16 protein-coding genes are annotated in these 14,455 nt (G+C 53.8%); 11 read left to right on the top strand and 5 right to left on the bottom strand.

What is annotated here, in order from left to right:
- Position 1: 1 nt before the first annotated feature.
- From pspC to pspA, 3 genes are read right to left on the bottom strand one after another with little or no spacing between them, the layout of a single operon-like run.
- Positions 2-361, bottom strand: coding sequence for an envelope stress response membrane protein PspC (pspC, locus tag NMC31_RS08475; RefSeq protein ID WP_253897751.1), 360 nt, complete (start codon positions 359-361; stop codon positions 2-4).
- Positions 358-582, bottom strand: a complete 225-nt coding sequence (pspB, locus tag NMC31_RS08470) for an envelope stress response membrane protein PspB (protein WP_253897616.1) — start codon at positions 580-582, stop codon at positions 358-360. Before pspB ends, pspC begins: the two co-directional genes overlap by 4 nt.
- 51 nt (positions 583-633) lie before the next feature.
- On the bottom strand, positions 634-1,302 hold the full coding sequence (gene pspA, locus NMC31_RS08465) for a phage shock protein PspA (protein ID WP_015964616.1): 669 nt from the start codon (positions 1,300-1,302) through the stop codon (positions 634-636).
- 151 nt (positions 1,303-1,453) lie between these two features.
- On the opposite strand from pspA, the gene pspF reads away from it, so the two are divergent.
- Positions 1,454-2,443, top strand: a complete 990-nt coding sequence (gene pspF / locus NMC31_RS08460) for a phage shock protein operon transcriptional activator (RefSeq protein WP_253897615.1) — start codon at positions 1,454-1,456, stop codon at positions 2,441-2,443.
- Here pspF and NMC31_RS08455 read toward each other — a convergent pair.
- Complete coding sequence (locus NMC31_RS08455; RefSeq protein ID WP_253897614.1) at positions 2,397-3,101, bottom strand: metallophosphoesterase; 705 nt, start codon at positions 3,099-3,101, stop codon at positions 2,397-2,399. The two genes, pspF and NMC31_RS08455, sit on opposite strands and share 47 nt — an antisense overlap.
- 517 nt (positions 3,102-3,618) lie before the next feature.
- Between NMC31_RS08455 and sapA the strand changes: the two genes are divergently transcribed.
- The 8 genes from sapA (at position 3,619) to NMC31_RS08415 (ending at position 13,223) form a co-directional block, all read left to right on the top strand.
- The gene (gene sapA, locus NMC31_RS08450) at positions 3,619-5,268 is read left to right on the top strand and encodes an ABC transporter substrate-binding protein SapA (protein ID WP_253897613.1); all 1,650 of its coding nucleotides are present in this window, start codon (positions 3,619-3,621) and stop codon (positions 5,266-5,268) included.
- Complete coding sequence (gene sapB, locus NMC31_RS08445) at positions 5,265-6,230, top strand: putrescine export ABC transporter permease SapB (RefSeq protein WP_253897612.1); 966 nt, start codon at positions 5,265-5,267, stop codon at positions 6,228-6,230. The genes sapA and sapB overlap by 4 nt, the downstream gene beginning before the upstream one ends.
- A complete protein-coding gene (sapC, locus tag NMC31_RS08440) occupies positions 6,217-7,107 on the top strand; it encodes a putrescine export ABC transporter permease SapC (protein ID WP_149464617.1) in 891 nt (296 codons plus the stop codon). The genes sapB and sapC overlap by 14 nt, the downstream gene beginning before the upstream one ends.
- Entirely contained in the window at positions 7,107-8,099 is a 993-nt protein-coding gene (gene sapD / locus NMC31_RS08435) for a putrescine export ABC transporter ATP-binding protein SapD (RefSeq protein ID WP_253897611.1), read from the top strand. The genes sapC and sapD overlap by 1 nt, the downstream gene beginning before the upstream one ends.
- Before the next feature lies 1 nt (position 8,100).
- The gene (sapF, locus tag NMC31_RS08430) at positions 8,101-8,907 is read left to right on the top strand and encodes a putrescine export ABC transporter ATP-binding protein SapF (RefSeq protein ID WP_253897610.1); all 807 of its coding nucleotides are present in this window, start codon (positions 8,101-8,103) and stop codon (positions 8,905-8,907) included.
- Between the two features lie 159 nt (positions 8,908-9,066).
- On the top strand, positions 9,067-9,855 hold the full coding sequence (gene fabI / locus NMC31_RS08425; RefSeq protein ID WP_149464616.1) for an enoyl-ACP reductase FabI: 789 nt from the start codon (positions 9,067-9,069) through the stop codon (positions 9,853-9,855).
- Positions 9,856-10,049: 194 nt separating this feature from the next.
- Positions 10,050-11,207, top strand: a complete 1,158-nt coding sequence (locus NMC31_RS08420; protein WP_253897609.1) for a CMD domain-containing protein — start codon at positions 10,050-10,052, stop codon at positions 11,205-11,207.
- Between the two features lie 81 nt (positions 11,208-11,288).
- Positions 11,289-13,223, top strand: a complete 1,935-nt coding sequence (locus NMC31_RS08415; RefSeq protein ID WP_253897608.1) for an exoribonuclease II — start codon at positions 11,289-11,291, stop codon at positions 13,221-13,223.
- Here NMC31_RS08415 and NMC31_RS08410 read toward each other — a convergent pair.
- Complete coding sequence (locus tag NMC31_RS08410; RefSeq protein WP_188016898.1) at positions 13,220-13,381, bottom strand: hypothetical protein; 162 nt, start codon at positions 13,379-13,381, stop codon at positions 13,220-13,222. The two genes, NMC31_RS08415 and NMC31_RS08410, sit on opposite strands and share 4 nt — an antisense overlap.
- Here NMC31_RS08410 and NMC31_RS08405 point away from each other — a divergent pair.
- Both NMC31_RS08405 and yciT read left to right on the top strand, forming a co-directional pair.
- Positions 13,361-13,543 (top strand): YciZ family protein, encoded by a 183-nt coding sequence (locus NMC31_RS08405; protein ID WP_015964632.1) that lies wholly within the window; start codon positions 13,361-13,363, stop codon positions 13,541-13,543. The genes NMC31_RS08410 and NMC31_RS08405 overlap by 21 nt on opposite strands.
- A 64-nt stretch (positions 13,544-13,607) precedes the next feature.
- A complete protein-coding gene (yciT, locus tag NMC31_RS08400; RefSeq protein WP_253897607.1) occupies positions 13,608-14,357 on the top strand; it encodes a DNA-binding transcriptional regulator YciT in 750 nt (249 codons plus the stop codon).
- Positions 14,358-14,455 lie beyond the last annotated feature (98 nt).

Below are 14,455 nucleotides of genomic sequence, written 5' to 3'. Positions count from 1 at the left end.
ATTACAGTTGACGAAAACGGCTACGCAGTGAAAAAGTATCGGACGTGACGTAGCGTTCCATCTCACGCAGGCGCTGTTCGCCTGCCGCAAGCTGTGCATCCACCGCATCCAACAATTCACTGCTGGTAGGGCTATTCGCCTCGCCCATCGCACCTTCGGGGATCGGATCAAGCGCGAAAGTCAGAATGAGGTAGGCGACAACCACAAAGAAAAACAGGCCAAATAACATCGCCAGCACGGTGATAATTCGCACCAGCTTTACCGGGACATCCAGGTAGTGGGCAATACCTGCGCAAACCCCTTTCACCATGCCCTGCGGGGGGATACGCCACAGTTTTTTATTAAAATCTAAGGCCATTATTTATCCCTCCAGTTCGGGTGCTCAGCGTCCAGAATGGCTTCAAGTGCCTGGATACGTTCGCGCATACGCTGGGCATCATCGGTGAGGCGTAACAGACGTTGCTGTTCATTTTGCGTTAATCCACTGCTGCGTGAGCGGTTGCTATAATGCAGCCAAATCCATACCGGCAGAACAAACAACATAAACAGTGTCAGCGGAATGGCAAGAAAAAGCGCGCTCATAGGTACTCCTTACAATGATGAGCAGCGGCACGCCGCGTGCCGCCTGAATAATTATTGATTGTCCTGTTTCATTTTGGCTTTCAACTGCGCCAGCTGTTCGCTGATTTCATCATCGGCTTTCAGCTCGGCAAATTGCTGATCCAGCGACGGTTGTTTACCGAAACGGTGGCTCTCAGCTTCCGCTTCCATATGGTCGATGCGGCGTTCAAAGGATTCAAAACGCGCCATCGCCTGATCGAGTTTACCGCTGTCTAACTGACGACGCACATCGCGGGACGAATTTGCCGCCTGATGACGCAATGCCAGCGCCTGTTGACGAGCGCGCGTTTCGCTCAGTTTATTTTCCAGCTCGCCAATCTCTTTCTTCATGCGCGCCAGAGTTTCATCCACCAGAGTAATTTCATGTTCCAGGGTGGTGATTAAATCAGTCAGCTTCTGCTTTTCGATCAATGCCGCACGCGCCAGATCTTCTTTCTCTTTACGCAGTGCCAGTTCGGCTTTTTCCTGCCATTCGGCCTGCTGTGCAAAGGCTTTCTCAACGCGACGCGTCAGATCTTTCTTCTCTGCCAGCGCACGCGCCGATGTAGAGCGCACTTCCACCAGCGTGTCTTCCATTTCCTGAATCATCAGACGTACCAGCTTTTGCGGGTCTTCCGCTTTCTCCAGCAGGGAGTTGATGTTGGCGTTCACGATGTCGGCAAAACGAGAAAAGATACCCATAATATAGTCCTCATAATTTCTGTTTTAGGCATTAGCCTGCTGTATGGATAATACAATTCGCGTGCCAACTTTGTATCTTATTGATTCTACTTAAGGTGATTGAAATTCACCCGCTTTAGACGTAGAGTGAATTAGCGAATTACACTAACAAGTGGTGAATTTCATCATGGCAGAATACAAAGACAATCTTCTCGGCGAAGCCAACCGCTTTCTGGAAGTACTGGAGCAGGTTTCACGCCTCGCGCCACTGGATAAACCGGTGTTAATCATCGGTGAACGCGGTACGGGGAAAGAGCTGATTGCTAACCGTCTGCATTATCTCTCCTCCTGCTGGCAAGGGCCGTTTATCTCGCTTAACTGCGCGGCGCTAAATGAAAATCTGCTTGATTCGGAGTTATTCGGCCACGAAGCAGGCGCATTTACCGGCGCGCAAAAGCGCCACCCGGGGCGTTTTGAACGCGCTGACGGCGGCACACTGTTTCTTGATGAGCTGGCGACCGCGCCGATGCTGGTGCAGGAAAAACTGCTGCGCGTGATTGAATATGGCGAGCTGGAGCGCGTCGGCGGCAGCCAGCCGTTGCAGGTTAATGTGCGTCTGGTGTGCGCCACCAACGCCGATTTACCGCAGATGGTGGAAGACGGTACGTTCCGCGCCGACCTGCTTGACCGGTTAGCTTTTGATGTGGTGCAACTGCCGCCGCTACGTGAACGTCAAAGCGATATCATGTTAATGGCGAATCATTTCGCTATTCAGATGTGTCGTGAGCTCGGAATGCCGCTGTTTCCAGGTTTCACCGAGCACGCACGCGAAACATTGATGGGCTATCGCTGGCCAGGGAATATTCGCGAACTGAAAAACGTTGTAGAGCGCTCGGTCTATCGCCATGGCAGCAGCGACATCCCGCTGGACGACATTATTATCGATCCGTTTCAACGGCAAAGTGAGCCAAAAGCCGTAGAAAAAAGCAGCCAGAACGCGCCTGAATTACCGCTCGATTTACGCCAGTTTCAGTTGGATCAGGAAAAAGATCTGCTGCAAAAGAGTTTGCAGCAGGCGCGGTTTAATCAGAAGCAGGCGGCGGAATTGCTTGGGCTCACCTATCACCAGTTACGGGCGTTACTGAAGAAGCACCAGCTTTAACGCGATGCTGAAGCTGAATCAGCGTCAGGTTGCCGCAAAACACGGCGCCCGTATCGATGTAGAGCTGATTGGCTGATTTAAAGGGTTTACGTACAGGCGTGTGGCCGAAGAAAAACTGATCGGCCCCACCAATCAAACTCATGGAACCGCGCTGGGCGCGGTTGATGCGCCGGCGGTTCCACACCACCTGAAAAGGGTTAACCGGTTTGTTGAAGGCATAATGATCGTCCGGGTAGTCCGCATGACAGATAACCATTTTTTTATCCCCGGTCACCACTTCGATAATCAACGGTAATTCGGCAATACGATACAGCAGCGTTTTCACGCGATGTTGCTCGTTTACATTCAGGTCAAAATACCATCCGCCACCGTTGGCCACCCACAGATTTGCATGACCGCTCCCCTCCAGCGCGTCCAGCATCATCTCCTCATGATTGCCGCGCACCGCCCGGAACCAGGGCTGATTCAGCAACATCAGGCATTCTAGATCTTCACTTCCCCTATCAATTAAATCTCCCACCGAAATCAGCAGATCCTGCATCGGCTGAAACGCAACGCGGTCAAGATGGTGCATCAATAACCCGTAGCAACCGTGGAGATCGCCCACCACCCAGATATTGCGCCAGAGGTCGCCATGAATACGTTGATAGAGGCTCATTATTACCTCCTATCGTCGTCGATAAGTTGAGAAAAGGGGTTAGGTAAAGTTTAGGTCAAGGGATGCCTGAAGTGGACTGACTGCTTAAGCAAAAACTGATTACGTATACATGCGGTTGTGATCGTATACTTACTTATCTTTATCAAATGAAACCTCATAATGCGCGCTAAAACCTTTCGCTATAGCTTCACGATTTTTTGCTGTGTAACGATCCTGTACCTGCTTTTCATCTTCAATCGCGTCTATATCGGCGTGTTTTTACACGAATGCGTGTGGGTGGTGCTGCTTTTGTCAGGGGTAATGTCCTGGTTTAATCGACCGAGAAAACGGATAAAAAAACAGCAACTGTAACGTCAATGAATTGCATAGCCATAGGCTTTTATGTTCCGTAATATCCCCCATTGGGCGAATTCCCCCTGTAATCTGACGGCTTTTTCAGCAGTTGTTTTCAGACATTTGTACCTGAGTGCCTGAAGTGCGATACACTTTGCAGATCACTCTAAAATACAAAAGAATTATGCGCCTGAATTTGTCATCACTCATGGCGGCAGTGGGGTTAGTTTGTGGCCAGGCGATTGCCGCGCCGCCCGCTTCCCTGCCCGCCAATGCCGACATTCGCGATAGCGGCTTTGTCTACTGTGTCAGTGGGCAGGTCAACACGTTTAACCCGCAAAAAGCAGGCAGCGGTCTTATCGTCGACACGCTGGCGGCTCAGCTTTATGATCGCCTGCTGGATGTCGACCCGTATACTTATCGTCTGGTTCCGGAACTGGCGGAACGCTGGGAGGTGCTGGATAACGGCGCAACCTACCGCTTCCACCTGCGCAACGACGTGCAGTTCCAGACCACTCGCTGGTTTAAACCGTCCAGAAACCTCAATGCAGACGATGTCGTCTTCACCTTCGAGCGTATTTTTGACCGTAATCACCCCTGGCATAACGTCAATGGCGGCAACTTCCCGTATTTCGACAGTTTGCAATTCGCCGATACCGTTCAGAGCGTACGTAAACTCGACAGCCACACGGTAGAATTTCGTCTTAATCGCCCGGATGCCTCCTTCTTATGGCACCTGGCAACCCACTACGCTTCCGTCATGTCCTCGGAATATGCCAATCAACTGGCGAAGCAAGATCGCGAAGAGCTACTCGATCGCCAGCCAGTAGGTACAGGGCCATTCCTGCTCGATGAGTATCGCACCGGGCAATACATTCGGTTACAACGTCACGAAAATTTCTGGCGTGGTAAGCCTTTGATGCCGCAGGTTGTTGTTGACTTAGGCTCCGGCGGAACCGGTCGCTTATCGAAATTGCTGACCGGTGAATGTGACGTACTGGCCTGGCCTGCTGCCAGTCAGTTGACCATTCTGCGTGACGACCCACGTCTGCGCCTGACGCTACGTCCGGGGATGAACATCGCTTATCTGGCGTTTAATACTGATAAACCGCCGCTGAATAATCCGGAAATTCGCCACGCGCTGGCCCTGTCAATTAATAACCAGCGCCTGATGCAGTCGATTTATTATGGTACGGCGGAAACTGCGGCCTCAATTTTGCCTCGTGCCTCCTGGGCTTACGATAATGAGGCTAAAATTACCGAATACAATCCGGAAAAATCACGTCAGTTGCTGAAGTCGCTGGGTGCGGAAAACCTGACGCTTCAGTTATGGGTGCCGACCAGTTCCCAGGCATGGAACCCCAGCCCGCTGAAAACCGCCGAACTGATTCAGGCCGATATGGCACAGGTTGGTGTGAAGGTAGTGATTGTGCCAGTTGAAGGCCGTTTCCAGGAGGCGCGCCTGATGGATATGAACCATGATCTAACGTTATCCGGTTGGGCGACAGACAGTAACGATCCGGACAGTTTCTTCCGCCCGTTGTTAAGCTGTGCGGCCATATCCTCGCAAACCAATTTTGCCCACTGGTGTAACCGCGAGTTCGATGACGTGCTGCGCAAAGCGCTGGCTTCACAGCAACTGGCGTCGCGCATCGATGCCTACGATGAAGCCCAGCAGATCCTGGCGCGCGAATTGCCGGTCCTGCCGCTGGCCTCTTCATTGCGTTTACAGGCTTATCGCTATGATATTAAAGGCCTGGTGCTAAGTCCGTTCGGCAACGCTTCGTTTGCCGGCGTCTCACGTGAGAAAGAAGAAAAGGTGAAAAAGCCATGATCATTTTTACCCTTCGTCGTTTACTGCTTCTGCTGGTGACGCTCTTCTTTCTTGCACTGGTCGGCTTCAGCCTGAGCTATTTCACGCCGCATGCGCCTTTACAGGGTGCATCGTTCTGGAATGCGCTGGTGTTCTGGTTTAACGGCGTGCTGCACTGGGATTTCGGCGTTTCGAGCATCAACGGTCAACTGATTTCCGAACAGCTAAAAGAGGTTTTCCCGGCGACGATGGAGTTATGTATCCTCGCCTTCGGTTTTGCCCTGCTGGTCGGTATTCCAGTGGGAATGGTGGCCGGTATTACGCGCAATAAATGGCAGGACAAATTAATCAGTGCGCTGGCGCTGGTCGGTTTTTCTGTGCCCGTGTTCTGGCTCGCGCTGCTGTTCACCCTCTTCTTCTCGCTTACGCTCGGCTGGCTACCGGTTTCCGGGCGGTTTGATCTGCTCTATCAGGTTAAAAGCGTGACCGGATTTGCGCTGATTGACGCCTGGCTCTCTGATTCCCCCTGGCGTGAAGAGATGATTACCAGCGCGCTGCGTCATATGGTGCTGCCGGTTCTGACGCTGGCGGTGGCGCCCACAACCGAAGTGGTGCGCCTGATGCGTTTAAGCACCATGGCGGTATTCGATTCCAACTACGTGAAAGCCGCCGCCACACGCGGCGTTTCCCGGTTAACCATCCTGCGTCGCCACGTGCTGCATAACGCGCTGCCGCCGGTAATCCCGCGTTTAGGGCTGCAATTCTCCACCATGCTGACGCTGGAGATGATTACAGAAATGGTCTTTAGCTGGCCCGGACTGGGGCGCTGGATGATTAACGCCATTCGCCAGCAAGATTACGCCGCGATTTCTGCAGGCGTAATGGTAATTGGCGCTCTGGTGATTGTGGTAAACGTCATCTCTGATATTTTGGGTGCAATGGCTAACCCTCTGAAACATAAGGAATGGTATGCCTTACGATAGCGTCTACATTGAGAAGCGCCCGCCCGGTGCGCTGCGCACCGTGTGGCGTAAATTCTACGGCGACACCACCGCGATGATTGGCCTTTACGGCTGCGGCGGGCTGGTGCTGCTGTGCGTATTCGGAAGCTGGTTCGCGCCGTATGGTATCGATCAGCAGTTTCTCGGTTATCAACTGCTGCCGCCGTCGTGGTCGCGCTATGGTGAAGTCTCCTTCTTCCTTGGTACGGACGATCTCGGGCGCGATGTGCTGAGCCGCTTGCTGAGCGGTGCTGCACCGACCGTTGGCGGTGCCTTTGTGGTGACGCTGGCCGCCACGCTGTGCGGGCTGGTGCTCGGTGTTCTCGCCGGGTCAACGCGTGGCCTGCGTTCCGCCATGCTGAACCATATCCTTGATACACTGCTCTCTATTCCATCGTTACTGCTGGCGATTATCGTCGTCGCCTTCGCCGGCCCGCATCTGTCGCATGCCATGTTTGCCGTCTGGCTGGCATTGTTACCGCGCATGGTGCGTTCCATCTACAGCATGGTGCATGATGAGCTTGAGCGTGACTATGTGGTAGCCGCCCGTCTGGATGGCGCATCAACGCTGAATATTTTGTGGTTCGCGATCTTACCGAATATCGCCGCGGGGCTGGTGACGGAAATCACCCGCGCGCTGTCGATGGCGATTCTGGATATTGCCGCGCTCGGTTTCCTCGACCTTGGCGCACAGCTGCCGTCTCCGGAATGGGGTGCGATGCTGGGCGATGCGCTGGAGCTTATCTACGTTGCGCCATGGACGGTGATGCTGCCGGGTGCAGCGATCATGTTTAGCGTACTGCTGGTTAACCTGCTGGGCGACGGTATTCGTCGCGCCATTAACGCGGGGGTGGAATAATGCCGTTACTGGATATTCGTAATTTAACCATCGAGCTTAAAACCAACGAAGGCTGGGTGAAAGCCGTCGACCGCGTCAGTATGACGCTGGCTGAAGGCGAAATTCGCGGGCTGGTTGGCGAATCCGGCTCGGGGAAAAGCCTGATCGCGAAAGCGATTTGTGGCGTCAATAAAGATAACTGGCGTGTTACCGCAGACCGTATGCGTTTTGATGATATAGACCTGCTCCGCCTTTCCAACCGCGAGCGGCGCAAGCTGGTGGGCCATAATGTGTCGATGATTTTCCAGGAGCCGCAATCCTGTCTCGACCCGTCAGAACGCATCGGTAAGCAGCTCAAGCAGAATATCCCCGGCTGGACCTACAAAGGCCGCTGGTGGCAGCGTTTTGGCTGGCGTAAGCGTCGTGTCATCGAACTGCTGCACCGCGTCGGGATTAAAGATCATAAAGACGCCATGCGCAGCTTCCCGTACGAGCTGACGGAAGGTGAATGCCAGAAAGTGATGATTGCCACCGCCCTGGCGAATCAGCCGCGTTTGTTGATTGCCGATGAGCCGACGAACGCCATGGAGCCGACCACACAGGCGCAGATTTTCCGCCTGCTGACGCGCCTGAACCAGAACAACAACACCACGATTCTGTTGATTTCACATGATTTGCAGATGCTCACCAAATGGGCGGATAAAATCAACGTCATGTATTGCGGGCAAACGGTGGAAACGGCGCCCAGTGAAGATCTGGTGACCATTCCCCATCATCCCTACACCCAGGCGTTGATTCGCGCCATCCCTGACTTTGGAAGCCCGATGCCGCATAAAAGCCGCCTGAATACCATGCCGGGCGCGATCCCGTTGCTGGAACAGTTGCCGATTGGCTGCCGCCTGGGGCCGCGTTGCCCTTATGCCCAGCGGGAATGCATTGAAACGCCGCGTTTGATCGGTGCGAAAAACCATCTTTTCGCCTGTCATTTCCCGCTGAACATGGAGAGAGAGTGACGTGGTCGAAACATTACTTGAAGTACGCAATCTGAGTAAAACTTTCCGCTATCGCACTGGCTGGTTTCATCGTCAAACGCTTCAGGCGGTTAAACCGCTTAGCTTTACGCTACGCGAAAAACAGACGCTGGCTATTATTGGCGAAAACGGCTCGGGGAAATCGACGCTGGCGAAAATGCTTGCCGGAATGATTGAGCCCACCACCGGTGAGCTGCTGATTGATGATCATCCCCTGCACTATGGCGATTACTCGTTCCGTAGCCAGCGTATTCGTATGATTTTCCAGGACCCGTCAACGTCGCTGAACCCGCGTCAGCGAATCTCACAGATTCTCGATTTCCCGCTGCGACTGAACACCGAGCTTGAAGCGGAGGATCGCCGTGAGCGGATCATTGAAACGTTGCGTATGGTTGGGCTGCTGCCGGATCACGTCAGCTATTACCCACATATGCTGGCGCCAGGACAGAAACAGCGTCTGGGGCTGGCGCGCGCGTTGATTCTGCGTCCTAAAGTGATTGTCTGCGATGAAGCGCTGGCCTCGCTGGATATGTCGATGCGCTCACAGCTGGTAAACCTGATGCTGGAGTTGCAGGAGAAACAGGGTATTTCATATATCTATGTGACCCAGCATTTAGGCATGATGAAGCATATTAGCGACCAGGTGCTGGTGATGCACCAGGGCGAAGTGGTCGAGCGCGGCAGTACCGCCGATGTGCTGGCGTCGCCGCTGCACGATCTGACTAAGCGCTTGATCGCCGGGCATTTTGGCGAGGCATTAACGGCAGATGCGTGGCGAAAAGACAGATAATAGTCAGACGCCATTGGCAAAGTTTTCACGTCCAATCCGACAGAGATGAAGTGGTCGGATTAACTCTCCCGGCGACTCATGCTAGAATCGCCGCGATTTAACGACGGCTCGCCGTTTTCAGGCAGGTCGCCATAACAATGAATATAAGGATTAAAAGCTATGGGTTTTCTTTCCGGTAAGCGCATTCTGGTGACTGGCGTTGCCAGCAAACTGTCCATCGCATACGGTATTGCGCAAGCGATGCACCGTGAAGGGGCTGAACTGGCGTTCACCTATCAGAACGAGAAACTGAAAGGCCGCGTAGAAGAGTTTGCTGCACAACTGAACTCCAGCATCGTGCTGCCGTGTGACGTGGCTGAAGATGAAAGCATCGAATCCCTGTTCACTGAACTGGCGAAAGTATGGCCGAAATTTGACGGTTTCGTTCATTCTATCGGCTACGCGCCAGCGGACCAGTTAGATGGCGACTACGTTAACGCCGTCACCCGTGAAGGCTTCAAAATTGCGCACGACATCAGCGCATACAGCTTTGTTGCAATGGCGAAAGCCTGCCGCGGCATGCTGAACCCGGATTCAGCTCTGCTGACCCTGTCCTACCTGGGTGCAGAACGTGCTATTCCTAACTACAACGTGATGGGTCTGGCGAAAGCGTCTCTGGAAGCTAACGTTCGCTACATGGCTAACGCTATGGGTCCGGAAGGTATTCGTGTTAACGCCATCTCTGCGGGCCCGATCCGTACGCTGGCGGCTTCCGGTATCAAAGATTTCCGTAAAATGCTGGCGCACTGCGAAGCGGTTACCCCGATTCGTCGTACCGTTACCATTGAAGATGTGGGTAACTCTGCTGCATTCCTGTGCTCCAACCTCTCTGCCGGTATCTCCGGTGAAGTGGTTCACGTTGATGGCGGCTTCAGCATCGCTGCAATGAACGAACTGGAACTGAAATAAGTTCTTTACCCTTCCGCGTTGGCGGAAGGGTTTCCCCTCCCCCCGTTTTCCCTCTGTTATTCCAGTAAGTTATTAATTAGCACCGAACAATATTTTCTCCTCTCGCGCGCTTACGCCAGGATATTTATCCATAACGATCCGGTGTCGCCTCTCATTCTTGCATCGGTTCGCCACTTACCATTCAAGGAATGCCCATGGAGCAACGCCGCGCTTACGGTAAAAGCCACTGGTATCATGAGACCCAGTCCCGATCGCAACACAGTGATGTTCTGCCCCTTGTGCCTGAAGCCGCTCACGTTGAAGACCGTTTTTTATTGGGGCTACTGCTGCCGGAATCGTTACACCGCGACTGCACTCCCTGGCTTAACGTCTGTCGGGGTCTGGCAAATGAACTGTTCCCTGATGACGTCGCTGTCAGCCGCTTACGAACCTTCAGCGCCTACGACCGCCTGAGCAGCGCGCTGACGGTCGCACAGGTCTGCGGGGTACAACGGCTCTGTAATCACTATGCCGCCCGCCTGGCGCCGCTCCCGGGCCCAGATTCGTCACGCGAAAGCAACCATCGCCTTGCCCAAATTACCCAGTACGCCCGTCAGCTTGCCAGTTCTCCTTCCGTGATAACGCCCCTGGCGCGACAGCAACTCGACGATGTCGGGTTAACCCCCTATGACATCATTTTAATTAATCAGATTGTGGGTTTTGTCGGCTTCCAGGCGCGTGTAGTGGCTATTTTTCAGGCCCGACTGGGGCAACCCGTTCGCTGGATCCCCGGTATGCCAACACAGGAAGATGCCGCCGCTGAGGTGTTCGTGGCGACAGAAAGCGAATGGCTGAGCGATTTGCCCATCGTCGATGCACGTTATGCCAGCAAAGCGCAGGCACAATCACTGCTACGCTGGCAATCACAGCCGATGCTCTCTGCGTTAGCACCACTGTTAGCGCACGAGGAAACGATTCTGGATGGTCTTGGGCAGTTAATCGCTACGCTCCCCGCAAATCCACCCTTGCACGCTCTGGCGGCACTGGTCCCTGCCCGCATTAACGGCAGTGTGAGCTGCTTCAATCACTACAGCACGCAGTGGCAAGGCGCCAGAGGGCTTCCCGATGCCATTCGTAATGGCGATCGCGCCGTGCAGGCGTGGTGTCATCAATATCCGCGCGAACAGGCCGTGACCCAGGCTATTGGCCTGTTGACGCGCGCGCCGGACCGTTTTAGCCCCGCGCAATTTGCGTCGCTGACGGAAAACGGAGTCAGTACGGAAGAGAGCACGGCACTGCTCGCCTGGAGCGCACTATTTGGCTGGTTAAATCGACTGCGGATCGCGCTCAGAAGCGAGCGGCAACCTGCGTAAAAGGATGAAAGAGCGCTTGCCGCAACAGTGAGAATCGCGTAAAACTGTCAGCCGCTCTTTTGGCCAAGAAAATACATCATTATGCTTCAGGATAACCCGCTGCTCGCGCAGCTAAAACAGCAACTTCACTCCCAGACGCCGCGTGCGGAAGGGGTTGTCAAAGGCACGGAAAAAGGTTTCGGTTTCCTCGAGGTCGATGCGCAGAAAAGCTACTTTATTCCGCCGCCGCAGATGAAAAAAGTGATGCACGGCGATCGCATTATCGCTGTGATCCATTCTGAAAAAGAGAAAGAGAGCGCCGAACCGGAAGAACTGGTCGAGCCGTTCCTGAGCCGCTTTGTCGGGCGCGTGCACCGCAAAGATGACCGTCTCTCTATTGTTCCCGATCATCCGTTGATCAAAGATTCCATTCCGTGTCGCGCCGAGCGTGGCGTGGATCATGATTTTAAAGAAGGCGACTGGGCTGTTGCAGAAATGCGCCGCCACCCGCTGAAAGGCGATCGCACCTTCTACGCAGAACTGACCCAGTTCATCACCTTTGGCGACGATCATTTCGTGCCGTGGTGGGTTACCCTCGCCCGTCATAATCTGGAAAAAGAAGCGCCGGATGGCGTGGCAACAGAGATGCAGGATGAAGGACTGGAACGTCGCGACCTTACCGCCCTCGACTTTGTCACCATCGATAGCGCCAGCACCGAAGATATGGATGATGCGCTGTATGTGGAAGAAGCCGCCGACAGTAAGCTGAACTTAACCGTGGCGATTGCCGACCCAACCGCATGGATCGTCGCAGGCAGCAAGCTTGATAACATCGCCAAAATGCGCGCGTTTACCAACTATCTGACGGGCTTTAACATCCCGATGCTGCCGCGTGAACTTTCTGACGACCTCTGCTCGCTGCGCGCTAACGTGGTTCGCCCGGTGCTGGCCTGTCGCATGACGCTGGCCGCCGATGGCACCATTGAAGACAACATCGAATTCTTCGCGGCAACCATTGAATCGAAAGCCAAACTGGCCTACGACGATGTGTCCAACTGGCTGGAGAAAACTGGCGACTGGAAACCGGAAAGCGAGACTATCGCACGTCAAATCACGCTTCTGGAACGTGTGTGTCAGTTGCGCAGCGAATGGCGTAAAACCCACGCGCTGGTGTTTAAAGACCGTCCGGACTACCGCTTTGTGCTGGGTGAAAAAGGTGAAGTGCTGGATATCGTGGCTGAACCACGCCGCATTGCTAACCGTATCGTTGAAGAGTCAATGATTGCGGCTAACATCTGTGCGGCTCGCGTGCTGCGCGACAAGCTCGGTTTCGGTATTTATAACGTGCATACCGGTTTTGATCCGGCGAATACGGAAGCCCTGGCGGCGTTGCTGAAGACGCACGACGTCCATGTGGATCCGGAAGAAGTCCTGACCCTGAATGGCTTCTGTAAGCTGCGTCGTGAGCTGGATGCCCAGCCGTCAGGCTTCCTGGATAGCCGCATACGTCGCTTCCAGTCGTTCGCTGAAATCAGCATCGATCCAGGCCCACATTTCGGTCTGGGGCTTGAAGCCTACGCAACCTGGACTTCACCGATTCGTAAATATGGCGATATGATTAACCATCGCCTGCTGAAAGCAATCATCAAAGGCGAAAGCGCTCAGCGTCCGCAGGATGATGTTACGGTGCAAATGGCAGAGCGCCGTCGCCTGAACCGCATGGCGGAACGTGACGTCGCAGACTGGCTGTACGCGCGCTATCTGCACCCGCAGGCGGGCAAAGAAACGCGCTTCGCGGCAGAAATTATCGATATCAGCCGTGGCGGTATGCGCGTGCGTCTGGTCGACAATGGCGCCGTAGCCTTTATTCCAGCGCCGTTCCTGCACGCCGTGCGTGACGAAATGGTTTGCAGCCAGGAAAACGGTACCGTACAGATCAAAGGCGAAGTCGCTTACAAAGTGACTGATGTTATCGATGTGACCATCGCCGAAGTGCGCATGGAAACCCGCAGCATCATCGCCCGTCCGGCGGTTTAAGCCCGATAAAACAGCGGCTTCGTTAAACGAAGCCGCTTTTCACTTAATGTTGTATCGTCTGCCATTTTTTTCTCTTCTCTTTTGCCGCTATTTTTAGCATCATTGATTTCATTCAAATTTCTAAACAGGGTTACACCATGTCCAATCTTGATGCGCATCAGGTTGCTCAACGTATTGATACCGTTCTCGATATTCTGGTGGCAGGTGATTACCACTCTGCAATCAATAACCTGGAAATTCTTAAAGCTGAACTGCTGGCACAAATTGCCGATCAACAAAATACACAAACAGGTCAGCCTAAATCCCCGTGGGAAATCTGACACCGCTCACCTCGCGGAAATGCGCCTGCGCGTTTTCGCCCCGACTTTTGATACGTAATTAATTATGAATGCCCGACAACAATCCATCCTACAGATGGTTATCGATAAAGGCCGCATGAGCGTCGCCGAACTGGCTAAAATGACCGGCGTCTCCGAGGTCACCATCCGTCAGGATTTGAATCTGCTCGAGAAAGAGAGCTATCTGCGCCGTACCCATGGCTTTGCGGTTCCACTGGACAGCGAAGACGTAGAAACCCGCATGATGAATAATTTTGCGCTTAAGCGCGAGCTGGCAAGCTTTGCCGCATCACTGGTGCTTCCGGGCGAAACGGTGTTCATCGAAAACGGCAGCAGTAATGCCCTGCTGGCGCGTACGCTTGCCGAGCAACCGGATATCACGATTATCACCGTCAGTAGCTATATTGCTCACCTGCTTAAAGAGATGCCGGCAGAAGTTATCCTGCTTGGCGGTATCTACCAGAAGAAAAGCGAAAGCATGGTTGGCCCACTAACTCGCCAGTACATCCAGCAGGTCCATTTCAGCAAGGCGTTTATCGGTATCGACGGCTGGCAGGCTGCAACGGGCTTTACGGGCCGCGACATGATGCGTGCTGATGTGGTGAATGCAGTGCTGGAAAAAGAGTGTGAAGCGATTGCGTTGAGTGACAGCAGCAAGTTTGGCGTCACTCACGCATACCCGCTGGGGCCGATGACGAAGTTTAGCCGGGTGATCACCGATGACGGGCTGGCGGCAGAGCAGCAGGCTCAACTGGAGCGTTCCGGGCTGAAGGTGGATATTGTTAAGCGGCCATAGGCAATTGTGCGTCCCCCTCACCCCGGCCCTCTCCCATAGGAAGAGGGAGAAAAACGCACGAATATTTAAATAGTGCTCGGTCGGTTCCCTCTCCCTAT

It is taken from the genome of Pseudocitrobacter vendiensis, from assembly GCF_943590815.1.
Taxonomy (GTDB): domain Bacteria; phylum Pseudomonadota; class Gammaproteobacteria; order Enterobacterales; family Enterobacteriaceae; genus Pseudocitrobacter; species Pseudocitrobacter vendiensis.
Note: the sequence above shows the minus strand (reverse complement) of the source record. Positions and strands in the feature narration are given on the sequence as shown.

Bases quoted from the DNA above. Each gene is read 5' to 3' on its own strand.
- pspB (WP_253897616.1), bottom strand. From the start codon at position 582: ATGAGCGCGCTTTTTCTTGCCATTCCGCTGACACTGTTTATGTTGTTT.
- pspA (WP_015964616.1), bottom strand. From the start codon at position 1,302: ATGGGTATCTTTTCTCGTTTTGCCGACATCGTGAACGCCAACATCAAC.
- NMC31_RS08455 (WP_253897614.1), bottom strand. From the start codon at position 3,101: ATGAGCCTCTATCAACGTATTCATGGCGACCTCTGGCGCAATATCTGG.
- sapA (WP_253897613.1), top strand. From the start codon at position 3,619: ATGCGCCTGAATTTGTCATCACTCATGGCGGCAGTGGGGTTAGTTTGT.
- sapB (WP_253897612.1), top strand. From the start codon at position 5,265: ATGATCATTTTTACCCTTCGTCGTTTACTGCTTCTGCTGGTGACGCTC.
- sapC (WP_149464617.1), top strand. From the start codon at position 6,217: ATGCCTTACGATAGCGTCTACATTGAGAAGCGCCCGCCCGGTGCGCTG.
- sapD (WP_253897611.1), top strand. From the start codon at position 7,107: ATGCCGTTACTGGATATTCGTAATTTAACCATCGAGCTTAAAACCAAC.
- fabI (WP_149464616.1), top strand. From the start codon at position 9,067: ATGGGTTTTCTTTCCGGTAAGCGCATTCTGGTGACTGGCGTTGCCAGC.
- NMC31_RS08420 (WP_253897609.1), top strand. From the start codon at position 10,050: ATGGAGCAACGCCGCGCTTACGGTAAAAGCCACTGGTATCATGAGACC.
- NMC31_RS08415 (WP_253897608.1), top strand. From the start codon at position 11,289: ATGCTTCAGGATAACCCGCTGCTCGCGCAGCTAAAACAGCAACTTCAC.
- NMC31_RS08405 (WP_015964632.1), top strand. From the start codon at position 13,361: ATGTCCAATCTTGATGCGCATCAGGTTGCTCAACGTATTGATACCGTT.
- NMC31_RS08410 (WP_188016898.1), bottom strand. From the start codon at position 13,381: ATGCGCATCAAGATTGGACATGGTGTAACCCTGTTTAGAAATTTGAAT.
- yciT (WP_253897607.1), top strand. From the start codon at position 13,608: ATGAATGCCCGACAACAATCCATCCTACAGATGGTTATCGATAAAGGC.